This is a genomic window from Candidatus Magasanikbacteria bacterium RIFOXYB2_FULL_38_10 (genome assembly GCA_001783145.1).
Lineage (GTDB): Bacteria > Patescibacteriota > Patescibacteriia > Magasanikbacterales > UBA10003 > GWC2-40-17.
In genome coordinates this window covers 1-23411 of record MFQT01000019.1, presented here as the reverse complement: position 1 = coordinate 23411, position 23411 = coordinate 1, and the positions used below count along the sequence as shown (strand labels likewise).

At 38.3% G+C, this 23411-nt stretch carries 22 protein-coding genes, 1 tRNA gene and 1 pseudogene; 21 read left to right on the top strand and 3 right to left on the bottom strand.

What is annotated here, in order from left to right:
• Positions 1 to 114: 114 nt before the first annotated feature.
• From A2294_01590 to A2294_01575, 4 genes are all read left to right on the top strand, one after another.
• Positions 115 to 1698, top strand: a complete 1584-nt coding sequence (locus A2294_01590; GenBank protein OGH85065.1) for a phosphoglycerate mutase (2,3-diphosphoglycerate-independent) — start codon at positions 115 to 117, stop codon at positions 1696 to 1698.
• Between the two features lie 3 nt (positions 1699 to 1701).
• Positions 1702 to 2562, top strand: a complete 861-nt coding sequence (locus tag A2294_01585; protein OGH85064.1) for a DNA-formamidopyrimidine glycosylase — start codon at positions 1702 to 1704, stop codon at positions 2560 to 2562.
• A gap of 100 nt (positions 2563 to 2662) precedes the next feature.
• The gene (locus tag A2294_01580) at positions 2663 to 3154 is read left to right on the top strand and encodes a hypothetical protein (protein OGH85063.1); all 492 of its coding nucleotides are present in this window, start codon (positions 2663 to 2665) and stop codon (positions 3152 to 3154) included.
• 95 nt (positions 3155 to 3249) lie between these two features.
• Positions 3250 to 3456 carry a hypothetical protein gene (locus A2294_01575; GenBank protein ID OGH85062.1) on the top strand — a complete coding sequence of 69 codons (207 nt, stop codon included), beginning with the start codon at positions 3250 to 3252 and terminating at the stop codon, positions 3454 to 3456.
• Between the two features lie 65 nt (positions 3457 to 3521).
• Here A2294_01575 and A2294_01570 read toward each other — a convergent pair whose 3' ends face one another.
• Complete coding sequence (locus A2294_01570; protein ID OGH85061.1) at positions 3522 to 4907, bottom strand: hypothetical protein; 1386 nt, start codon at positions 4905 to 4907, stop codon at positions 3522 to 3524.
• Positions 4908 to 5037: 130 nt separating this feature from the next.
• On the opposite strand from A2294_01570, the gene A2294_01565 reads away from it, so the two are divergent.
• The 3 genes from A2294_01565 (at position 5038) to A2294_01555 (ending at position 8100) form a co-directional block, all read left to right on the top strand.
• Positions 5038 to 6120, top strand: a complete 1083-nt coding sequence (locus A2294_01565; protein OGH85060.1) for a hypothetical protein — start codon at positions 5038 to 5040, stop codon at positions 6118 to 6120.
• Complete coding sequence (locus A2294_01560; GenBank protein ID OGH85059.1) at positions 6117 to 6989, top strand: hypothetical protein; 873 nt, start codon at positions 6117 to 6119, stop codon at positions 6987 to 6989. Before A2294_01565 ends, A2294_01560 begins: the two co-directional genes overlap by 4 nt.
• Before the next feature lie 85 nt (positions 6990 to 7074).
• Positions 7075 to 8100 carry a tRNA preQ1(34) S-adenosylmethionine ribosyltransferase-isomerase QueA gene (locus A2294_01555; GenBank protein OGH85058.1) on the top strand — a complete coding sequence of 342 codons (1026 nt, stop codon included), beginning with the start codon at positions 7075 to 7077 and terminating at the stop codon, positions 8098 to 8100.
• Positions 8101 to 8144: 44 nt separating this feature from the next.
• On the opposite strand, the gene A2294_01550 is transcribed toward A2294_01555, so the two are convergent.
• Positions 8145 to 9359 carry a tRNA guanosine(34) transglycosylase Tgt gene (locus A2294_01550; GenBank protein OGH85057.1) on the bottom strand — a complete coding sequence of 405 codons (1215 nt, stop codon included), beginning with the start codon at positions 9357 to 9359 and terminating at the stop codon, positions 8145 to 8147.
• A gap of 167 nt (positions 9360 to 9526) precedes the next feature.
• On the opposite strand from A2294_01550, the gene A2294_01545 reads away from it, so the two are divergent.
• The 9 genes from A2294_01545 (at position 9527) to A2294_01505 (ending at position 18667) form a co-directional block, all read left to right on the top strand.
• On the top strand, positions 9527 to 9889 hold the full coding sequence (locus A2294_01545; GenBank protein OGH85056.1) for a hypothetical protein: 363 nt from the start codon (positions 9527 to 9529) through the stop codon (positions 9887 to 9889).
• Complete coding sequence (locus A2294_01540) at positions 9879 to 10778, top strand: hypothetical protein (GenBank protein OGH85055.1); 900 nt, start codon at positions 9879 to 9881, stop codon at positions 10776 to 10778. Before A2294_01545 ends, A2294_01540 begins: the two co-directional genes overlap by 11 nt.
• Before the next feature lie 98 nt (positions 10779 to 10876).
• Positions 10877 to 12946 (top strand): hypothetical protein, encoded by a 2070-nt coding sequence (locus tag A2294_01535; protein ID OGH85054.1) that lies wholly within the window; start codon positions 10877 to 10879, stop codon positions 12944 to 12946.
• Between the two features lie 558 nt (positions 12947 to 13504).
• Positions 13505 to 14065, top strand: coding sequence for a hypothetical protein (locus A2294_01530; protein OGH85053.1), 561 nt, complete (start codon positions 13505 to 13507; stop codon positions 14063 to 14065).
• A 10-nt stretch (positions 14066 to 14075) separates the two neighbouring features.
• Entirely contained in the window at positions 14076 to 15884 is a 1809-nt protein-coding gene (locus tag A2294_01525; protein ID OGH85052.1) for a threonine--tRNA ligase, read from the top strand.
• Positions 15885 to 15978: 94 nt separating this feature from the next.
• Complete coding sequence (locus tag A2294_01520; protein OGH85051.1) at positions 15979 to 16584, top strand: hypothetical protein; 606 nt, start codon at positions 15979 to 15981, stop codon at positions 16582 to 16584.
• A gap of 95 nt (positions 16585 to 16679) precedes the next feature.
• Positions 16680 to 17318: a hypothetical protein gene (locus A2294_01515; GenBank protein ID OGH85050.1), complete on the top strand. Its 639-nt coding sequence runs from the start codon at positions 16680 to 16682 to the stop codon at positions 17316 to 17318.
• Between the two features lie 249 nt (positions 17319 to 17567).
• Positions 17568 to 17641 (top strand) — tRNA-Pro (locus tag A2294_01510).
• Positions 17642 to 17797: 156 nt separating this feature from the next.
• Positions 17798 to 18667, top strand: coding sequence for a hypothetical protein (locus A2294_01505; protein OGH85049.1), 870 nt, complete (start codon positions 17798 to 17800; stop codon positions 18665 to 18667).
• On the opposite strand, the gene A2294_01500 is transcribed toward A2294_01505, so the two are convergent.
• A complete protein-coding gene (locus A2294_01500; protein OGH85048.1) occupies positions 18657 to 18833 on the bottom strand; it encodes a 50S ribosomal protein L28 in 177 nt (58 codons plus the stop codon). The genes A2294_01505 and A2294_01500 overlap by 11 nt on opposite strands.
• A gap of 83 nt (positions 18834 to 18916) precedes the next feature.
• Between A2294_01500 and A2294_01495 the strand changes: the two genes are divergently transcribed.
• The 5 genes and pseudogenes from A2294_01495 (at position 18917) to A2294_01475 (ending at position 23411) form a co-directional block, all read left to right on the top strand.
• The gene (locus A2294_01495) at positions 18917 to 19564 is read left to right on the top strand and encodes a hypothetical protein (protein ID OGH85047.1); all 648 of its coding nucleotides are present in this window, start codon (positions 18917 to 18919) and stop codon (positions 19562 to 19564) included.
• A 3-nt stretch (positions 19565 to 19567) separates the two neighbouring features.
• Positions 19568 to 19753: a hypothetical protein gene (locus A2294_01490; protein ID OGH85046.1), complete on the top strand. Its 186-nt coding sequence runs from the start codon at positions 19568 to 19570 to the stop codon at positions 19751 to 19753.
• Between the two features lie 79 nt (positions 19754 to 19832).
• The gene (locus A2294_01485) at positions 19833 to 21755 is read left to right on the top strand and encodes a hypothetical protein (protein OGH85045.1); all 1923 of its coding nucleotides are present in this window, start codon (positions 19833 to 19835) and stop codon (positions 21753 to 21755) included.
• A gap of 215 nt (positions 21756 to 21970) precedes the next feature.
• Positions 21971 to 23188 carry a hypothetical protein gene (locus tag A2294_01480; protein ID OGH85044.1) on the top strand — a complete coding sequence of 406 codons (1218 nt, stop codon included), beginning with the start codon at positions 21971 to 21973 and terminating at the stop codon, positions 23186 to 23188.
• A gap of 35 nt (positions 23189 to 23223) precedes the next feature.
• Positions 23224 to 23411: pseudogene (locus tag A2294_01475) on the top strand (hypothetical protein).

Genomic DNA, 23411 nt, shown 5'->3' with positions numbered 1-23411 from the left:
TTTAACCCTTGCGTAAGTAACCTTACCCCATAGCAGATGAACTTCTGTCTATGGGGATTTTTTTAATTTGCGAAATTGCCAAAAGGCTCCTAAAATGATAAAATTTTAAGTACTATGATTAAACCAAAAATCAGTCCAGTTGTGTTGGCAATTTTAGATGGCTGGGGTGTGGCGCCGCCAGGAGAAGGCAACGCCATAACGCAAGCCAATCTTCCTAATTTTAAAAAATTCATTAAAAATTATCCGGCCATGACTATTACTGCCGCCGGAAATGAAGTGGGTTTACAATGGGGGCAAATGGGCAACTCCGAGGTTGGTCATTTAAACATCGGCGCCGGCCGCGTGTATTATCAAACACTACTGCGCATAGATAAAGAAATTCGCGAAGGAGTCTTTTTTAAAAACGAAGCCCTAAAAGGCGCTTTTGACCAGGTTAAAAAAAATAAATCCGCCCTGCATCTTTTAGGTTTGTTTAGCGCCGGTAATGTTCATTCTTCGGAAGAACACGGGTTTGCTCTTTTGCAAATGGCTCTTAAAGAAAAAGTTGATAAAGTTTTTATTCATATAATTTTAGATGGTCGTGATGCTCTTTTTAACGGCGGTCTTCAAGCGGTGAAAAAATTGCAAGAGCAAATGGCTAAATATAAAATTGGCAAGATTGCTTCCCTTTCTGGCCGTTTTTACGCTATGGACAGAGACAATCATTGGGATAGAGTGGAAAAAGCTTATCACGCCATTGCCGAAAGCCAAAGCGATAAATTTTATACCGATCCTTTGCAGGCTATTGAAGATTCTTACAAGGCGGAAGTTTATGATGAACAGTTTGTCCCGGTGGCCATTCACGAAAAAAATAAACCAGTAGCCACAGTCGGTGAAAAAGACGCGGTGATTTTTTTTAATTTTCGGGCCGATCGTGCCAGGCAGTTAACCAAGGCTTTTGTTTTGCCCGGTTTTGAAAAATTTCAGCGCCATTATTCCCCCAATCTTTATTTTTCCACCATGGCGGAATTTGAAAAAGATCTGCCGGTACGCGTGGTTTATCAGCCACAGATTGTTAAAAATTGTTTGGCCGAAGTAATTGCGGGTGCCGGGTTAAAACAATTTCATGTGGCGGAGACGGAAAAGTACGCCCATATAACCTTTTTTCTTAATGGTCTTATTGAAGACCCTTTTTCCGGTGAAGACAGGCAGATAGTTCCTTCCCCCAGTGTGCAGAGCTTTGCCGAAAAGCCGGAAATGTCGGCCGGAGAAATTACCAAAAAAGTTTTGCAGAGCGTTGAAACTAATAAATATAATTTTATCGCCTTAAATTTTGCCAATGCCGATATGGTGGGACATACGGGAGATATGAAAGCTACTATTAAAGGTTTGGAAACGATTGATAAATGCTTGGGTCAGATTGCCGACGCGGTTTTAGCTAAAAATGGAGCTTTAATAATTACGGCGGATCATGGTAATGCCGAGGAATTGATCAATTTTAAAACCGGGCAAATTGACAAGGAGCATAGCACCAATCCTGTACCTCTTTTGATTATTGGCAAAGAATGGGAAGGTCAGCAGGGGATGGGGCAAGATGCACTAGAAGGTGATTTAAGTTTGATTCAGCCGGTGGGTTTACTTAGTGATGTAGCACCTACGGTTTTAAAAATTTTAGGAATTGATATTCCGCCGGAAATGACTAGCCGGCCACTTATTTAAAATATGCCGGAACTTCCCGAAGTAGAAACAATCCGTCAAGATTTAACCAAATTGATTGTTGGAAAAAAAATTGCCGCTGTTGAAGTACGGTTTAAAAAAATGGTTCAGCCCGGTAATTTTTCTAAAGTTTTGGTTGGACGGAAAATAAAAAAAATTTCCCGCCGCGCCAAGCTTTTGATTTTTGAATTATCGGGTGGTTTAAAAATGTTGGTGCATTTAAAAATGACCGGCCAGCTTGTCTATCGCGCCCAGGATGGAAAAATAGGGGCGGTGGGCGGTCATCCTATTGTGCAGAACTTGCAGGAATTGCCCAACAAATTTAGTCATGTTATTTTTACCTTTACCGACCACTCCCATTTATTTTTTAATGATGTCAGGAAATTTGGTTATTTAAAAATTGCCGATGAAAAAGAAGTAGAGGAGGTAAAAGCCTCTTATGGCATAGAGCCTTTTACTAAAGATTTCATTTTAGAAAATTTTACAACTGTAATTTTAAGTCGGTCCAAAATGAAAATCAAGCAATTGTTAATGGCTCAGGAGCTCATTGCCGGATTGGGTAATATTTATTCTGATGAAGCCTGTTTTTATGCCGGTGTGAGACCACAAAAACCGGCCGGTTCTCTGTCTAATCAAGAAATTAAAAAATTATTTTTGGCAATTTTAAAAGTTTTAAAAAAATCTTTAGGTAAAAGAGGGACTTCAGTGGAAAATTATGTGGATGTCTACGGCCGTGAAGGTGGTTTTGTTCCTTATTTAATGGTGTATGGCCGCGCGGGTGAAAAATGTAAACTCTGCGGGAATAATTTGGTAAAATTAAAAATAGGCGGACGTACCTCTGTTTATTGTCCGCATTGTCAAAAATGATCCCACTAATTAGCGAAAATAATCACGGCCTCCGCCATTTGGCGAGAGAGAAGGATCTATTACTTTTATGAACTATCTTAGACAATTAGATTATAAATTAATGCGTTCTATTAACAAAATATCCTTGCATTTTCCCTGGCTGGATTATTTTGGAATTTTTTGCGCGGTTTTTTTAATTTGGTTAATGGCCGCTCTGGCTTTAGGGGTTTTTTTCTATGTTCCCAAAAGCCTTAACCGTTTAAAATATCTATTTGTTTTATTAGCTTCGGGTGCCGGTTCTTATTTTTTAAGCGCTTTGGTTGGTTTTGGTTATGGTCGCGCCAGACCTTTTGTGGGTTTTGCCGATTTACATCAGCTTATCGCCACTTCTTTTTCTCATAAATCTTTTCCTTCTTCCCACGCAACAATTGCTTTTGCCTTGGCTACTGCGGTTTTTTGTTTTAATAAACCCTGGGGAATTTTAATGTTTGTTTTAGCTATTTTAGTGGCCTGGGGCAGGGTTTTTGTGGGTGTGCATTATCCTTTTGATGTTTTAGCCGGTGCTTTGTTGGGAATGTTGACAAGCTTAATTATTTACCGGTTAATTATTTAAGAAAGAACGGCCTTTCTTGACAAAAAAATGGTTCTATATTAAGATAAGCAATCTCTTATAAAAAAGAGATAAAAAAGAAAAACAAGGGGGCAGATATGGCGACCATTAGAAAACCTAAAAAAGAAGGACATTCCAGGGCCGGTCCCTGGCACGAAGGGGCTGACAACCTGCTGTTTCTGAAGAAGGTGATGAAAAAAAGGGGAGTAAAAGTAAAGCTGACGAAAGATGAAAAACGTCTGCGGTGGGAACTAGAGGGGAGTGAAGCAGTTTTGGAAACTCCCGCCAGTATTCTGGAAGATTAAAGTGTGTCGCAAAAAGCGCTATTGAGTCAATTCAATAGCGCTTCTTTTTTTAATTTCTCCCAACCTTAGTAGTTTTCTAGTATTTTTATAAACGACCTGATTTTGTTTTCTATGCTAACGCCTCCGGAAATTTTTAAACGAGTTTTTTTTGTTTTTGGGTCTTTGGTAATTAGTGGCACCAGATAATCTTTGGCTTCTTGTAAGGTAATTGCTCCTTGGTCAATCAGTTCTAAAATTGTGGCGGAAATATATTCAAAGGGAGGTAAGGGTAAGCCAGACAATTTAGCCCAAAGATGATCAAATGAACTCGCCATGCCTTGCGTCTTAACTTTTTCTTTTGTTTGCTCAAGAAAAATCAAATATTCTTTTCTGGATTTTAGTCTCTCTTTGTTGGCGATTAGGGATTGTCCCAATCTTTGAGATTCTTGGTTTAATTCCTCTTGGCGAGAGGTGCACAAAGGCGTTAAATCCCTTACCACAGCCAAATCGTCATAATATCTTTTTCCGCCGTCTTGGTAAAGTTCCTCGCTGAATTCGCCTTCAAAGGTTGTGGAGGAACCAAAATCAATCAAAGTGACGCGCGGTTCTTGTTTGCCTGGCCCACCTTCTAAATCTCCTTCAATTAAAAAATTACGTTGGTGTCCGTCGCGAAAACAGAAGCCGTTGTTGTGAAAAAGTTTTATAGTTTTTTCTATTTGGCTTAAAACTTGGGGGTTCAATACAAAACTTTTATGGTGCAATAAATTATAAAGGATTTGAGCATTTTGATTCCAAACTGTTTCGGCGTCTATTTGTTTTTGCGTCGCGTCGCGTGCTTTGCTTTTGGGTGCATAAAAAAGTTCTTGAGAAATTTCTTTTTGCAAAACATCAAATGGCAGTTCGTCAACTTCTTGTCTTAGGTGAGCAAAGCGATTATCGCGTCTTATTGCTTCGCGATACAGCAGAGTGGCTAAATCTGTACCCGGGATATAATCCATAATAATAACTTCCACCCTGTTATTTATTCCGGTAACGCCGCTTTCTCTAAGTTTTTTCTTAGTTTCTTCATCAACTGGAATATCAAAAAATTTAAGGGGTCTGGCTACTTTAGCCAGTCCGGTTTTGTCTTTAGCCTTGGAAAAAATTTCCCAGGCGCGGGTTTGCATTTCAAACTCTCTACGGCCTGCGCCGGGAATATAAATTTTAACTATTTTGATGGCTTGCGCGCCTTCAATATTTTGACCTTCTTTTTCTATGGCATCCTTAAGGCCGGACAGTTCAGGAATGTTGTTTAGATCAATTTTAAAAACTACGCCGCTGGTTCCTTCATTAAATTTTTTGGCGAATTTATATAAAGCCAATTCTACTTGGCCTTCTAGCATCTCTCTTTTTAATCTGGCTTCGGGTGTTTCTTTTGTCGCTTGGCCTTGCATTAAAGACAGATCCACCTCTCCTTTGGGTCTTGAACTCATAATTTTATTTTAAAAGATAAATATATCTTAGCACATTTTTATCGTTTTGTCAATCTCATTTTAATCTTAATTTTAATTAAAAATATTTGCCAAAAGACTTTTTTTGAGATAAAATTAAAGCATTAAAAATATGAACATAGTTATTTTATCAGGCGGAGTGGGCAAAAGACTCTGGCCCCTGGGCAGACAAAATAATCCCAAACAATTTTTTCCCATCATTGGCAAAAAGCCTTTAATTAAGGAAACCTATGACAGGTTTACCAAAATTTACGGAGCCAAGAAGATTTTCATTTCCACTACGGCCGATCTTTTGCCGCATCTAAAAAAGATCTTCCCTAAAATTTCTGCCACCCAGTTTATTGCAGAACCTTCTAGGCGCGATACTGCACCGGCTATGGGTTTTGCCGCTCTTAAATTATTTTTACAAAATCCCGATGAGCCAATAGTTTTTGTGCCCTCGGATCATTTTATAGCCAATGTGCCTAAATATTTGGAGTGTTTTAAAATTGGCGAAAAGTTGATTAAAGAAACCGGCAAGCTGGTGGATATCGGCATTGCCGCTACTTTCCCTAGCACGGTTTTAGGATACACTAAAATTGGTTCTAAGCATAAAACAATTAGTGGTGTGGAGGTTTATAATTTTGTCGGACACACGGAGAAGCCCAACGCTAAAATTGCCGCTAAATATTTAGCCAGTGGAAATTATTTGTGGCACGGCAATTATTATATGTGGACGCCGCGTTTGTTTTTAGAAGCTCTGCAAAAGTATACATTGGAAATTAGTCAGGGTTTGGAAAAAATCAAGTTGGCATTAGAGAAAAAAAATAATAAACAAATAGCGCAAATTTATAATCAATTACCCAAAATATCTTTTGATTATGCCGTGACAGAAAAAATTGATAAGAAGAAGGCTTTAATCATTAAGGGCGATTTTGGTTGGAGCGACGTAGGCGCCTGGGATGTTTTACACGAGCAATTAAAAGATGGGGCGGATGAAAAGGGGAACGTGGTTAAGGGACAGGTGGTACATCAGGATACAGAAGGTTGTTTGTTGTATGGGCATAAGGAAAGAATTTTAGCCACGGTAGGCATAAAAGACGTGGTGGTGGTTGACACCGAGGACGCAGTTTTGGTTTGCCCCAAATCCCGCGCGCAAGAAGTTAAAAAATTATTGGAAGAAATCGAACAGAAAGGTTTGGAAAAATATTTATGAAAAAAATTAAGTCGGTTTTTTTAATTTTAATTGTTGTTGTGGCTATTGGTTTGTTTGGTTTTTGGTTAAGAGGTAGACAAAGAGTTGAACAGGCCAAAGTAGCTAAAGAAAAAGCTACTATAAAATTGACCTTTATTGAAGGTTGGACTTTGCGCGATTATCAAGATTATTTAATTGAACAAGGTTTGTTAAAAAAAGACGACCCAGAATTTAAAAATTTAGTTGGGGAGGTAGCCTTTTATCCTTCTATTTTAATTAAAGATTATCGTTTAAAGGCGGAGGCTTTGCCAGTTGAACAAATAATCAATCAAAGAAAATTTTTACAGGATTTGTCTTTGGAAAGCTTAGAAGGATATTTGTTTCCCGACACTTATATTTTTAATAAAAATTATCCCTTGGAATCTTTGGTAAATATGATGTTGAATAATTTTGAAAAAAAGATTCCGTCAGAAATGCAACAGGAGATTAGACGTCAAGGTAAAAGTTTGGATCAAATTATTACCGTGGCTTCTTTAGTTGAGGCTGAGGCTAGATATAAGGAAGATCGCCAATTGGTGGCGGATATTATCTGGCGGCGTTTTTCTAATGCCATGCCTTTGCAACTTGATTCCACTGTTAATTATGTGACCGGAGGGAAGAAGCCCTCTATCTCTCTTAAAGAACAAGAAGTGCCTTCGCCTTTTAATACCTATAAGAATAAAGGTTTGCCTGTCGGTCCAATTAATAATCCGGGAATAGAATCCATTGAAGCGGCGATTTATCCTTTGTCTAATAATTATTGGTATTTTTTAAGCGGCACGGATGATGAAATGCATTATGCCAAGAATTTGGATGAGCATAATTTAAATAAAATTAAGTATTTACGATAGATTAAACACTGTTCTTAAAATTTTTTTTGTTGCAGACTTGTCGCTGCGTCGGCGAAAAATAAAAGACCAAAATCTTTTTATTAGTATGTTACTTTCTGATTTTGATTATCATCTTCCACAAGAGCTGATTGCCCAAGAGCCAATTAAACCGCGCGATCACGCGCGACTTTTAATTTTGCATCAAGATAATCAACCTCTGGAACATCTACATTTTTTTGACTTGCCTAAATTTTTAAAAGCCGGTGACGTTTTGGTTTTTAATGACACTAAAGTTTTTAAAGCTAGATTATTAGGAACAATTACTAATAAAGAAGCTGCGGCGGAAATTTTTTTACTGCGCCCCCTAGATGAAAACAATTGGGAAGTATTATTAAAGCCCGGAAAAAAATTGCAAATAGGATCACAAGTCAACTTTGAAGAAAATTTAGAATGTATTATAGTAGCTAAGCCAGTTGATGGCCCGGCGGTGGCCAAATTTAATAAAACAAAAAATGATGTTTTACAAATTGCTGAAAAAATTGGACATGTGCCTATCCCGCCATACATTAAAACTGAGCCGCAAGATGCCAGTGATTATCAAACTGTTTATGCCAAAGAAATAGGATCAGTGGCTGCACCAACAGCCGGTTTTCATTTCACGCCTGAGATTTTGGAGAAAATCGAAAAAATGGGAATACAAGTGGAGTTTGTGACCTTGCACGTGGGGCTGGGAACTTTTTTGCCGGTGAAAACAGAAAAAGTAGAAGATCATAAAATGCATAGCGAATGGGTAGAGGTTAGCACGGCCACTGCCTCCGCAATCAATCAAGCCAAAAAAGAAAATAGGCGCGTGATTGCCGTGGGCACTACTACGGCCAGAACTTTGGAAGGTGTGGTGCAGGCGCTGGGGGAGTTAAAACAATTTTCCGGCGACATCAACATTTTTATAACTCCCGGATTTAAATTTAAAATTATTGACGGACTGATAACAAATTTTCATTTGCCCAAATCAACCCTTTTAATGCTGGTGAGCGCTCTATCTGGTCGGGAAAAAATTTTGGCCGCCTATGAGGAAACTGTAAAAAAAGAATATAAGTTTTTTTCTTTCGGTGACGCGATGCTGATTTTATAAAAAAGTTTTTAAATGCCCCGCTAAGGGGCATTTAAGTTTAATTATTATTTCACCCACTCCTTCTTCAACTTTTCAAATTTATCATCAGCGATGGCCGTGCGGATTTTCTCCATCACTTTTAACATAAAACGGACGTTGTGGATACTGGCCAAACGCAGACCCTCTATTTCATCGGTTTTAAATAAATGGTGCAGATAGCTCCTGCTAAAAAAGTTTTTTCCATCAAACCCACGGCAGACTTTGCAATCACACCAGGGATCTATTGGCTCAGCGTCTTCTGTAAATTCCGCATTATTGATATTTATTCTGTATTTATTTTTTTTGCCGCCGCCGGTTTTAGGTGAAATATATAGGGCACCATTTCTAGCTAGTCTGGTGGGCGCTACACAATCAAACATATCAATGCCCATCTCTACCACGGCAAATAAGTCCGAAGGTGCAAAACCCACGCCCATGGTGTAGCGCGGTTTGTCTTCTGGCAATAGCGGATTTAGCCAGCCCATAATTTTCTCCGTAGCTTTCATGTTATAACCAATGGATTCCCCACCAATGGCAATACCATCAAAGGGAAGAGAAGTGATGAATTTGGCACTTTTAATGCGCAAATCTTTAAATTGTCCTCCTTGGATAATTCCAAAGAGCCGCTGTTTGTAATTATGCAGAGGTTTTTGTTTTTGATGATATTCCAAGCATTGTTTGGCCCAACGATGGGTTCTCTCCATCGCCTCCAAGCTTTCCTGTTTGGGCGCATCATCTTTGGTGCATTGATCAAAGGCCATAATAATATCAGCGCCGAGTTTGTGTTGAATTTCTATGGCCGATTCTGGAGTAAAAATATGCCAACTGCCGTCAATATAACTTCTAAAGGCCACGCCATCTTCAGAAATTTTGACCAAAGATTTTCCTTTTAAATTTTGATTGTCTTTAGCCCCGCGTACTTCAAATTCTTTATCCAAAGAAAAAACTTGAAAGCCGCCGCTATCAGTAAGAGTGGGTTTATCCCAATTCATAAACCGCGCTAGGCCGCCCATTTTTTTGATTAAATTTTCGCCAGGACGTAAGTGCAAATGATAAGCATTGCCCAAAATAATTTGAGCGCCAGCTTCGTTTAAATCGCGCGGGTCCAAAGTTTTAACAGAGGCTTGCGTTCCCACGGCCATAAAATCAGGAGTTTCCACATCGCCGTGGTCAGTATGAATCACACCTAGCCGTGCCTGGGATTTTTTAGACTTGTATTTAATTTCAAAAAAGTTTGACATATTTGTTCATATAATCTATCATTTTTTGTCTTAATTTGGCAAATGGAGTAAAATAAAAATAGAAACAAGTAAAAACGGTTGTCCATATATTTTTCGCCGACGAGAGCGTAAGTCTGCAGCTAGAAAAATATATGGATAACCAATAATTTATTCTTAACTAATATTTTATGCGTTTTATCTTTCATCTTTTGGGTATTGTCTATTTTGTTATTTGGATTGTGATTGGTGCTATACTCCTTTTTGCTATGTTTACTTTTCTTAAAGTAAAGCCTTGGGCAATGCTTGGCGGCACCAATAGTTTGCAGAATATTTCTAATGTTTTTAATCAAGCGGGAAGTGTGGCTGATGTTATTCAAAAAATTCAAGCCAATAAAGGCGATGTAGGTGTGGCATTTAATTCTTTATCCAAAGATCAGCAAGATTGTTTACGCAAAGAATTGGGTGATAAAACAGTGAGTGATGCTTTGTCCGGAGTTAAAATTAATCCAACTCCGGATCTGATTTTAAAAGCGATGAAGTGTGTTAAGTAAAAAAAAGACAAAGAAAATATTTTTAATTATTCTCCTCGCGATCATTTTAATCGGCGGATATTTGATTTTTGCTAATCGTGTTGCAATACGCGGTTGGTTTGATTTGTGGTATAGAAAGAGTACTTTGCCGCCGGCGCAGGAGTTTTCTCCAATCAAAATAGAAGCAGTCAAGAATTCCGCGGCCAGTTCTGTTAACCAGAAAGAAGAAACTCAAAAACAATCACCAATTCCCGCTAATCTTCAGACAGATATTATTATAACTCCGCCGCCGTCTACCGCCTCTTCTTCCGTCCAGGATTCCTTACAAGAAAATGTTTTGCCGATGGAAATAAATCTGGCTGTGCCTTTTGTTTCCCAAGCTCCTTTTAAAAATTGGGACGCGTTGCATGAAGAAACTTGCGAAGAGGCCTCTGCGGTAATGATAAACGGTTTTTATACTAGCGTAAAGGTGTATACTCGAGGGCAAATGGAAGACGAGTTGCAAAAAATTGTGGATTGGGAAAATATAAATTTTGGTTTTTTTGAAGACACCACAGCAGAAGAAACCGTACAATTTATAAAAGCAATTTACGGGCTAAATGCGGTGGTAAAATATGATATTACTCTTGATGATATAAAACAGACGTTGGCGAGTGATCAGCCGGTAATTGTGCCGGCGGCTGGAAAATTATTACCCAATCCGTATTTTAGCAATGGGGGTCCCCTGTACCATATGCTGGTTGTAAAAGGATATACCAAAGATGGTAAATTTATTACTAATGATCCGGGTACTAATACTCTGGGTGAAAATTTTACTTACAAATTTGATGATCTCTATAATGCCATTCATGATTGGGTAAAAAGCGGTGATGTTTTGACTGGTAGGAAGGCCATGATTGTGGTGGAATAAAATTAGCTTAAAAAAGCCTTTGTTGACAAGGCTTTTTTATTATTTTTTGCTATGTTTTAGACTACCCGCATCTTTTCTGATAGAATGTTTAAACTACTATGATCAATTTTCAAAAAGAACTCAACAAGGAACAACTCACCGTGGTAGAAAATGGCGAGGGGTATTGTTTGGTTTTGGCTGGAGCGGGAAGCGGCAAAACTCGTACTATTACTTATCGCGTGGCTTATCTGTTAGAAAAAGGCATCAAGCCGGAAAATATTTTGCTTTTAACTTTTACCAACAAGGCCGCCAAAGAAATGCTTTCTCGTGTGGAAAGTTTAACCGGCAAAAAACCAGAGAAACTTTGGGGCGGAACTTTTCACGCCATTGCCAACAGGATTTTGCGGCATTTTGCGGAAATCATTGGTTATAAAGCCAATTTTACGGTTTTGGATGCCGATGATTCACAAACTTTAATGAAATCTTGCATCAAAGATTTGCATTTAGACGGTGGCAAAAGGTTCCCCTCGGTTAACGTGCTTCACGGTTTGTTTTCTTTTAGCCGCAATTCTTTAATGCCTATCAGTGATGTTATAGAAACAAAGTATCCTCATTTTTTGCGTTTGGAAGAAAGTATTAAAGAAGTTTGCGCCCTGTATCAAAAAAAGAAAAAAGAATCCAATGTAATGGATTTTGATGATTTATTGGTATATTGGCTAGAAATTTTAGGCAACCCCGATGTTTTAAAAAAAATTGCGGAACAATTTCATTATGTTTTAATTGATGAATATCAGGACACTAATCGTTTGCAGGCGGCGGTAGTAAAAAAATTAGCCTCGGCTCACAATAATTTATTGGTGGTGGGGGACGATGCGCAATCTATTTATTCTTTTCGCGCGGCCGACATCAATAATATTTTAGATTTTCCCAAAACTTTTCCTACGGCCCAAATTCATCGCTTGGTAATTAATTATCGATCCACTCCTAATATTTTGGATTTGGCCAACAATGTAATTTCGCAAAACAAAAAGCAATTTCTTAAAGATTTGCAAAGTAAATTAAAACCAGCTAGTTCGCCGCAACTTATTACCGTTAATAATCCTTACACCGAGGCGGAGTTTATCAGCAAAAAAGTTATTAAACTGGCCTCGGCTGGCAATAAATTGCAAAACATTGCGGTGTTGTTTAGGGCGGCCTTTCATGCGCAGATGTTGGAAATAGAGTTGGCCAAGTTAGGTATACCTTATGAAATGCGTGGCGGTTTGAAATTTTTTGAGCGTGCACACATTAAAGATGTGCTGTCTCTACTCCGTTTGGTGAATAATGGCAAGGACCAAATTGCTTGGTTTAGGGTGCTAGAAATTTTCCAGGGCATTGGGCATGAAACTGCCAAGGCCATTATTGCCGAGGCTAGTAAGGCCACGGATTTTAGTCAAATGTTTTTGGGTGGTGTGAGGGAAAAATTAGCCAAGAGTGCTCAGAGGGGCTGGGATGATTTTTCCAGCATCGCTAAAATTTTGGATAAAAAAAGAAAAGACAATCCAGGTGAAATAATTTCAGAGGTGGTGGATTCTGTCTACGCCGATTATTTAAAAGAACGATATGAAAATGCTGAGGACAGGTTGGATGATATCAGACAATTATCTTTTTATGCCAAGAATCATAAGAGTTTGAATAATTTTTTGGCGGAGATTGCACTGGATGAATCTTACAGCAAGAAAAAAGATGATAATCGTGACCGTTTAATTTTATCAACTATTCATCAGTCCAAAGGTTTGGAGTGGGACTCGGTTTTTTTAATAAATTTGGCCAACGGTTGTTTTCCCAATGAACGGGCATTAAAAGAAGATGGGGGAGAGGAAGAGGAGCGGCGTCTATTTTATGTGGGTATCACACGCGCCAAACATAATTTGTTTATCACTTATCCTTTAACCGGCAGTAAAATGAATTACAATCAACCCTCGCCGTTTTTGGAAGAGATTAAAGACGAATTGATAGAAAAGAAAATTCAGAGTGGGTTTGGGGAGTTTGAAGATGAGTTGCCGACAATACAGTTAGAAGATGAAGATGCGCCGGCATTTGTAAAAAAAGCAGTTACGCGTGGCATGCCAGGGGCGACAAAGTCATTCGGCCGGCAGCGGGCGAAACCCAAGGCCGGGGAGTTTTTAAGAAACGTGGAGGATTTATAAGAGGAAATAAAAAAACTACACCGCTCGGTGTAGTTGTTGGAAACAAAGGGCAAATGATCACCAGTTTTTGAGGGTTTCCTTCAAGCGATTTTTGTAATGTCTGAGGATTTTGGCTTCACCGCGCCAAAGGCTCCATTTGCCATGAAGCAAGAAACGCCAGTAGTTTCTTCTGGTACCACTGATAACAATCCTCAAGTCGCGAATCATGCCTTCGCGATCTGTAAGAAAGGATCCCCTCGTTGTCATTTTGAACCTCCTTAAATTGTATTGACACACTAACAAAATTAGCTAAAAAAGTCAATTTTATTTTTTATTTATTTTTTTTGATTTGGACTTGTTGACCTTTTTTAGGCAAAATGGTATTCTAAGATGAGCCAATGCGGAAACCAGCCCAGTTTGCTAAAAGGCGAATATGGTACCACTTCCGCCCTTTAAAGGTAAGGCATGCAAATTCAGATAAAAGTTAAATTTCGGGTGGAACCGTCTAAACCTTAAAAGTTTTGACCCCGATATTCTTATTTTGGGAGTATCGGGTTTTTGTTTAAAAATATATTTATTATGACCACTATAAAATTAAAAAGCCCTCGCGTTACTTTAATACCTGAAACAAAACAGACCGCGTATTTTTTAATTCCTTGGTTAAAAAATAAAGAGGTGATGCGTTATGTGGATCATGAAGGCTTTGGCTATTCTTTAAAAGATGAAATTTTTGATTTGGATTTTGTTAAAAAATACGGTTGGGATGAACTACATTATATTATTTTAGATGAAAATAAAAATTCGATAGGCGCAGTGGGATTAGAAATGAATAGCTATCACAAATCGGGAGAAATCTGGATCTTAATTGGTGAAAAAAGCGCTTGGGGTAAAGGCTACGGGCAAGAAGCTATTAAAATTTTAGCCGATTATTTTTTTAGAAAATTAAAATACAACAGATTGGAATTGGCTGTTTCGGCAGAATTTGCCAAGGGCGTGGCCGCCTATAAAAAAGCGGGATTTAAAGTGGAGGGTATTTTAAGAAAAGCCGAATGGGACAGGTTTGGTAAAAAATTTCGCGATCAAGTGGTGATGAGTATTTTAAAAGAAGAGTGGCTTAAAAAACAAAAACTTAAAAAATAATTTTAAATATATGCAACAGGAACAATTAAAAATTATGCGTCATAGCGCCGCCCATTTAATTGCCGCGGCCGTGGAAAATTTATATCCTGGCTCAAAATTCGGTGTCGGACCGGTAGTGGAAAATGGTTTTTATTATGATATAGATTTTCCGCAAAATATTGGTGAGGAAGAATTGCAAAAAATAGAAGACAAGGCCAAAGAACTGATCAAGGCCAATTTAAAATATGAAAGAAAAGAAATGCCGATTGATGAGGCGATAAAATTATTTGAATCCAAAGGACAAATATATAAAGTGGAATTGTTAAAAGATTTGAAAGAACGCGGCACTACTAAAATGAGTGGTGAAGAATTGCAAGAAGTCGGATTAGCCGGGTCTGCGGTAGACTCCGTTTCTCTTTACCAAACTGGGGACTTTATAGATTTATGCCGGGGACCGCATTTAAAATCAACTAAAGAAATAAATTCAGACGGTTTAAAATTAGTACGTCTGGCTGGTGCTTATTGGCGTGGTAAAAATGAAAATCCGCAACTGCAAAGAATTTATGGAGTCTGCTTTTCTTCAAAAGAAGAACTGGAAAATTATTTACATATGTTGGAAGAGGCGGAAAAAAGAGATCACCGCAAAATTGGTGCTGAACAGGAATTATTTTTCTTTGATGACTTAGTGGGCAAGGGTCTGGTAATGTGGCTTCCTAAGGGCACAATCATCAGAAATGAAATAGAAAAGTTGGCTTTTGAGGAAGAAACTAAAGGCGGCTATGTTCGTGTGCGTACTCCGCACTTGGCCAAAGAAGAAATGTATCTCAAATCCGGCCATTTGCCGTATTACAAAGATAGTATGTATCCGCCTATGGTAATGGATGACGGCACTTATTACATGAAAGCCATGAACTGCCCGCACCATCACATCATTTATAACCATAATTTGCACAGTTATCGTGATTTGCCTCTGCGTATTGCCGAATATGGCGAGTGTTATCGTAACGAATTGTCCGGAACTTTGGCCGGACTACTGCGCGTGCGTTGTTTAGCTATGAATGACGCGCACATGTATTGCCGCAAGGATCAAATCAAACAGGAATTTAAAGGCGTTTTGGAAATGATCATTAATTATTTCAAAATTTTCAAATTGGAAAATTATTGGTTTCGTCTTTCTAAATGGAGTCCGGATCATTTGGAAAAATATATTAATGAACCAGAGAACTGGGAATATTCACAAAAAATTATTCGTGAAGTTTTACAAGAGATGGATGTAAAATTTGTGGAGGCAGACGATGAGGCGGCTTTTTACGGACCAAAAGTTGACGTGCAGTTTAAATCCATAATTGGACGCGAAGAAACAATGTCCACCGTGCAGTTAGATTTTTTGGCGCGTGAAAGGTTTGGACTAAAATATATTGATGAAAATGGTAGAGAAAATAATGAAGTGTTTGTGATTCATCGCGCGCCTCTTTCCACTCATGAGCGGTTTATGGCTTTTCTTATAGAACATTTTGCCGGCATATGGCCAGTGTGGTTATCGCCAGTACAAATTCAACTAGTGACAGTATCTAGTAAATTTATTGAAGGCGCTACTGTCTTAGCTAAAGAATTAAAATCTAGCGGCCTTAGAGTTGAAGTTGACAATGCTGATGAAACAGTAGGCAATCGCGTGCGCAAAGCCGTAGAAGAAAAGGTTCCTTATATTGTGGTAGTTGGTGGCAGAGAATTGGAAGGGGAGGAATGGACAATTCGTCTGCGCGGGCAAGAGGATCAAATGAAAATGAGTAAAAAAGATTTTGTAGAAAAAGTGGTAGAGGAAATTAAAAATAGAAGCTAGTAAAGAAGCCATGTTTGTCACGCAGGAAGCCGTGCCTTGCCAAAATCTAAAAAATCGATTAAGATAATATTCAAATTAATCATTATTTTAAAATATGTCTCATCATAAAGAAGAACAAACCTTGGTAATTATTAAACCGGACGCTATCCAACGTTCTTTAATTGGAGAAATTGTCAAGCGTTTTGAACAAGTTGGTTTAAAATTAAGCGCTATGAAAATGTTTGTACCTACTTCGGAAATGGTTGAACAGCATTATACTTTGGATCCTAACTGGCGCCGCGTGACCGGTGAAAAAACCATCAAAGGTTATAAAGATAAAGGTTTGATTCCTCCTTCAGAAGATCCATTAGAAATTACCGCTAAAATTTTAGCCAACTTAAAAAAATATATGGCCAGCGGCCCGGTGGTGGCTATGGTTTGGAAGGGTGCGCATGTGGTTAAGATTGTTCGTAAATTGGTTGGGGGTACGGAACCTTTAACTTCTGATGTGGGTACAATTCGCGGCGACTATGTTTTGGATTCTTATCAAATGTCTGATGTTGACGGCCGCGCCGTGCGCAATTTGATTCATGCCTCCGGATCAGTAGAAGAAGCGGAAATGGAAATAAAACACTGGTTTAAAAAAGAGGAATTGATTAATTATCGTTTAATTAGTGAACAGATTTTGTACGATGTAAATTTAGATGGAATTTTGGAATAATTTTAATAGGTTCTTTATCAAAAAAAACGGCGGAATAGAGTATTTCATAGTTGTGTAATGCTCTATTCCGCCGCTTTAACAGTTAGGAGGGGAGAATGGAAAGAAAAGCAACTTATCTCATTGCCGGTCCGATGCTTCAAGAATTAAAGGAAGTCTTGGCTACTGGGGACGTGCCGTCTTTGACAGTGAGGTATAATATTGGCGCCATGGGCGATGCCGGGGGAGAAGACAAAACCCATAGTGTTCAAGTTACGCTTTTGGTTAAGATTGGTGAATATGAGGCCACTATTACTGCCAGTAAGAGTTTTTTACTTGAAGTAAAGCCTCAAAATTTTTTGCAGGCGCGATCCTTTACAGGCGAGGAGGTTTCGCTTGGCATCGTGGATCTTTTGGAGGGTGGTATCAGGCAGGCTCTGGTACAGATTTTTCCGGCTTGGGAAAAAGTCATTAGCAGCTCATCAGTAAGCTCTTACGTGGTGCACTCCTTGGGTTCAACCAACTCCAATTTGGTTCAGGTTATCATGAAGTTTAAGGCAGAACTTAGAGAGAATGGTAATGGTAAAGGCAAGGGTGGAGAAAATAGTGCTGGGCAAACGATGGACAAGGGTGTGTTTTGCTACGGTACCGAAACTATTCGTGCCTCCCTGGAATGTCTTTTGGTTTTTTATAACTGGCTTATTTGGAGACTGATGCGCCAGGAAAATGGTAAGAAACTGGGGAAAAAAAGTAGGTAAGTTATTTATGTAACTTGCGCTCGTGAAAACACGGGCGCTTTTTTTGACAAAAATCCATTAAATGTTAAAATAAAGATGTCCCGCTTGCCTCGGACACAATACCTCTACAACAAAATACTTTGGGAGCCTTTATTGGGCTAAGTTGCTGATTCGTTCAGAATTTAGTCTTGCGGGCACCCACCTGTAATGCAGGAAGTATTTGACGAGGCTATTTTTGCGGGACTTTTAAAACCCAATTTTTACCATTTTCGGGCTATAGCGCAGTTGGCTAGCGCACACCCTTGGGGTGGGTGAGGTCGGCGGTTCGAGTCCGCCTAGCCCGATTTTTTATAATATACACCCGCGGGGGTTGAGTCAAAGCTAAAAGGCAAACTGCTTTGCCTTTTAGCTGGCGAAACGGGCGAAGCGATGCCGTAGGCCGCGTAGCCCAGGAGGGTGAGTTCGGAGTTCGACTCTCCGCAGCCCGACCAACTTAAAATATGTCTCATTGTAAATTAAAAATTTCTTTTTTTCTTTTCTTTTTGCTTTTTTCTTGTGGTTTTTTTGGTTTAAATTCCCCAGTTGAAGCCGCTGTCAAACAGCCGGCAAAAAAAGTTTCCGTTAAATTTAATCCGGCCAAAATCTCCACTTATTTTTTGGCCAATGAAGAAGGAAAATGTTTAAAAAGCAAAGAATCCGTCAAGGCCGTGCCTATTGCCTCTTTAACCAAACTGATGACCGCCTTGGTTTTTATGGAAAATCGCGTTAAAGAATGGGATGAAACAATTGTTTATAATCCTAATGATCATTACGTCTACGCCAATTATTTAAAATTCAAAAAAGGAGATGTTGTTAAAGTAAAGGACTTGCTTTATGGCATGTTAGTGGCTTCGGTTAATGAACCGCCACGAATGCTTGTTGACGCAACTAATCTTTCTTTAAAAGATTTTGTGGTTAAAATGAATGCCAAAGCGCAAAGATTGGGCATGGAAAATACCATTTATGTTGACCCTAGTGGCATTTCTCCTAAAAATGTTTCCACCTCTGCCGATCAAGCTAAAATTTTGGCAGAAGTTTATCAATATTCAGAGTTGCGTGAGGTTTTAGATACAACTACTTACAATTTTGACGTAATTGGCAAAACTGGAAAAGTTGTTCATCATCATATTAAACATACCAATTCTTTAATTGGCAAGACTGATTTTTCTATTTTAAGCAGCAAAACCGGCTACTTAGATGAGGCCAAAAATTGTTTGGCTATGGTTATACAAAAAAACGGCCGGATTTACTATGTAGTCACTTTAGGTGATCCAAGCCGTTATCGCGATTTTGGCAATACAGAATATTTAGTGCAAAAATCTATTTTTTAACTTTGGCAAGAGTCCTCATACAGCTAGTGCAGATTTTAGTCTTTTTGCCATCAATTTTTTTAGATTGCAAATTGATTTGCACGCGGCGCTTGCTTTTAATATTAGAGTGGCTGCGGGTAGCGCCGGCTGTTGGGCCGCGACCGCATTTTTCACATCTTCTGGACATAAAATGTTTTAGAATATAGAATTTATAATAATGAATATAGAATAAAGGAATTTAAATAAATTGTCAAGTTAATTATTTAGAATATGGATTTGCTTTCTTTAATTTTCTTCTTTTTAGTGATTGTGCCTTCCTCTATTATTCACGAATTTGCCCATGGTTATGCGGCTTTTATTTTGGGCGATCCTACGGCTAAATATGCCGGACGTTTAACTTTAAACCCAATGGCGCATATAGACCGCTGGGGAACCATCATTCTGCCTATTTTTTTGTATGTAATTTCCGGCGGCTCCTTTATTTTTGCCTATGCCAAGCCTGTTCCCTATAACCCTTATAATTTAAAAAATCCTAAATGGGGACCTGCTTTAGTGGGAGCGGCTGGGCCGATCTCTAATTTATTAGTGGCGGGAATTTTTGCGTTTTTTATTAGAATTGTAGCTCCCGGAACTAACCCCTTGGTGGTTTCTGCCAGTTCTTACGCAAGTATTTTAACTTCTCTATTTGCCATTATTGTTTATGCCAACATTTTACTGGCAGTTTTTAATTTAGTGCCGATTCCACCGTTGGACGGATCTAAAATTTTATTTGCCCTTTTGCCGGACAGATATTACCGCCTGCGCTTTTTTTTAGAACGCAACGGTTTTTTTATTTTATTGTTTTTTATTTTTTTTGCTTTTGAATTGATTCAGCCGATCATTTCTTGGCTTTTTAATTTGCTGGTTGGCGGGATTTAGCATATGTCTAAGCCGCTGAAGGGATTTATTATAAAAGGGGAGAGGAGAGCCAAAATAAAACATAAAGAAATTCATGGCCCGGTTGGAGGAACCAGAGCCGGTTTTGCTAAACGCGCGGTAATCAATAAGGGTTTTGTCAGAAGCAAACGAAAACCGGAAATTGTTATTATAGACAAGAGTAAGAAGTAAATTAAAAGTTAAAAAAACTTGACTTTTTGCTTAAATTGTGCTAAAATAAACCTATAAAAATTTAAAATTATTCTAAAATATGTCTAGTAGATTACACGAAGGAGCAAAGCCCGAGGAGACGGAAACAGGGTTATTAAAACAAGAAACTCCGGAATCCGCCATCAAAACAACCGAGCTTTTAGATCTGCTCTCTTCTTTGCGCTTAGCTCGTGAGGAACTGGAAAAACTGTATTCTTTCTCCGGATCACCCATCCTTAAACCAAAATATGAAAGCCAGCCGGTTCCGCCAAGAGTGGAAAAATATGCCCCCGACGTTAAGCACCTTTCCCGCGTTTTGGAAGAAGAAGAAACAGCGGGTGGTTTGCCATTAACTGCGGATTTGGCAGCGGATATTAAAGAAAAAGCAGAAGCGTGGGCTAAAGACATGGAAATATCGTATAAAAAAATAGGTCAGGCGGAAAAAAAGATTTTTTCCTCCTCTGATTTAAAAAAAGAATGGCAGAAAACATTGGGCACTGATTCTAAAGTAGCCTCTTGGAAAGAGGTTGATCAGAAATTAGCCGATGTTTTGCATCCTTTTTATGATTTATGGCAAAAAATACGCAGTGAACTTTTAGCAGCAATTGAAGAATCGGCTAAGAAACCAAAAATTGATAAACCTAAGACAGCCGGCAAGATTTTGGAAAGAGAAGATGTTGCTTCCGAAGCTGCTTGGGAAGCAATTGGTATGGCTAATCCTGCGGAAAAAATTTCTTTGCGCAAACAACAAATGGCCAAAGAGGCTTTAAAAATAATTTTTTCTTTGCCGGGCAATCACCAATCTTTGCGGTCGGAATTTTTTGATAGCACAGGAAATTTGCATTTAGGCAATCCCAAGACTTGGCTTAAATTGTTTAACGAAATTTATCTTGGTGCGCAGGAACATTTAAAACAAAGTGGCAGGCCGGCCACGAGTTTGGTGGATATTGTTTATTCCAAAGAAGAAATCGATCAGCTTATTTCCGAGGTCTTTAAGGTCTTGGATAAATCAGAAAAAATAATTGGAAAAATGTCCATAGAAATTAAGCCGCCGGTAGTAGCGGAAGAAGAAAAACCACAAGGAATACAATCCGAAGGTGGCGCGGAGCAAGAAAATCAGCCTCCAAGAGAAATAATTCCGGTTAATCTTGAACTTAGCGGGGATTATGAACAGCTGGCAACAGAATGTCGCGAATTATTTGGTGAATATTTTATTGGAATAGAAGAAGTGGATAGAGCTTTTACTTTGGAGAATGGAAGGCACTTAATGAATTTTACTCCGGAAAGACAAAGACAAGCAGAAACACTTTTACAACAAAAATTAACAGAGTTGGCAGAATTTTTTAATCAATTGGGCAGGGAAGGATTAAGAAGTGAATGGTTTTTGGTTTTAGAAGTGGATAGTTTTGCTGATGGTACTCCTTTGAATTTAAAAAATCTTAGAGAAAAAGTTGAACCGGATATGCAAGAAAGAAATCAGGGCAAATTAACCGCCTCCAAATGGTGGGAAAATGAGTCTTGGGCCAATACACCATTCCCGATGTCTTGGAAATTAGTCCACCGTGGATCCCTGCCAAATTCTTCCGCCAAAGATTATATTGCCCAAACCAAATTTTTGCGCGGATTTTTGCAGGAGCATAATTTGTTAAGCGCTGAAGATTCAGCCGAATGTTCTGACGCCAGACTGGAACAAATACAAACTCTTATTAACAATGGTGATTGGCGGGGCGCGGCCGAGCAATTATCCAATCTGGCGGTTAATTCCCGAAATCGCCCGGAGCCGTTGGAAATTATTTACCAATTTTTTACAGTTTTTAGGACTTCAGGCAATCGTTTATACAATAATTCATATCACTGGTCTGCTAAGCGATCCGCCGGTGGCAAATTGGTGAGCGTTGGCAACTGTGGCGCGGGTGGCGCGGACTTGAGCAGCTGGGAACCCGGCCTCGCGCACAGCCATTTGGGCGTCTCTCTCTCCGTTTAGGGCGGACTGGATGCTTGTTTCTTAAATTCTTGGATATTTGAAATCTTTTTTTAAAAAATTTGGGCTAATACAACCAGCGCAAACCAGCGTATTGGTTTGCCCACAAAGGGATTTGTCCGCCCTGCTTCCGTTTGTTTTAAATCATACATAAATTAAACTTGACTTTACTTTATGTATGATTTAATATATAGACAAATCCATTAAAAACTTTTAGTATGAATCAAAGGATATTTAAACGGCAAATAGCTGACGAAATAATAAAATATTTGAAAACTAATGATATTTTAGTTTTGCACGGGGCGCGACAAGTTGGAAAAACCCATATTTTATATTGGCTTAAAGATTATTTGAAAAATCAAGGATACCGTCCTTGTTATATTGATTTGGAAGATTCTCGTCTGGCAAGAATATTGGATGCCGGGGTGGATGATTTTGTTTCTTATTTAAAAGAAGAAGGCTTTTGGTCCGACAGTCTTAAAAAAATTTTTGTTTTTATAGATGAAATACAATATTTGAATAATCCTTCCGAATTCCTAAAAATAATAGCTGATCATCATCAAAACATCAAGTTAATTGTTTCCGGTTCATCCAGTTTTGAGATTAAAAATAAGTTTAGGGATTCTTTGGTTGGGCGAACAGTAAATTTTGAGATATTCAATTTATCATTTGAAGAGTTTTTGCTTTTTAAAAATTATCATTTTGAAAAAAAATTAACGTTTACTGAAAAAAAAATAAGCGAATTAAAATCCTTTTATGCCGCTTATGTTTTATACGGGGGTTATCCTAAAGTAGTTCTTGCTGAGGAAGTGGATATGAAAGCAAAGTATTTACAACAAATTGCGGATACCTATATTAGAAAAGACATCAGAGATTTGGCGCAAATTAAAGATGTGGAGAAATTTAATAAATTGATTGAAGTGTTGTCTGCACAAAGCGGTCAATTATTGAATATTGCCGAATTGTCCAATACTTGCAAGATTTCCAAACAAACTGTGGAAAAATATTTGTTCATATTGGAGAATACTTATATTATAAAATTGGTGCGGCCATTTAACAGAAATATTCGGAGTGAACTCTTTAAGACGCCAAAGATATTTTTTTATGATTCCGGTTTGATGCAAATTTTGTGGCTTAAAGAATTACAGAAGGAAATTATCGGTTCGGTTTTTGAGACAAGCATTTTTGGGGAGTTGGTAAAAAAATACGGAAGAAATAATATTTATTTTTGGCGCACTAGAGATAAAAAAGAAATTGATTTTATTTTAAGAAAAAAAGATGATATTGTTCCTGTGGAAGTTAAAATAAATTTTGAAAGTTTTAAGGATGCAAATATGAAATATTTTATGAAAAAATATAAAAATCGTGATTATTGTTTTGTCGGTTTAAAAGGTGAAAAAAATAAAGTGAAAAATTTTTATCCTTGGGAATTGTAATTTTTTAATTTCATCCTAAAATCTAACTCTTAAATATGCTATCAAGAAAACCAGAAGGAGGTACAAGCCGCGCAGGATTAGAAGCCGGGGGCGTTAAATCCGCGGATATGGCGAAATTAAATGCCTCAGAAACTCCGGAATCCGCCATCAAAACAACCGAGCTTTTAGATCTGCTCTCTTCTTTGCGCTTAGCTCGTGAGGAACTGGAAAAACTGTATTCTTT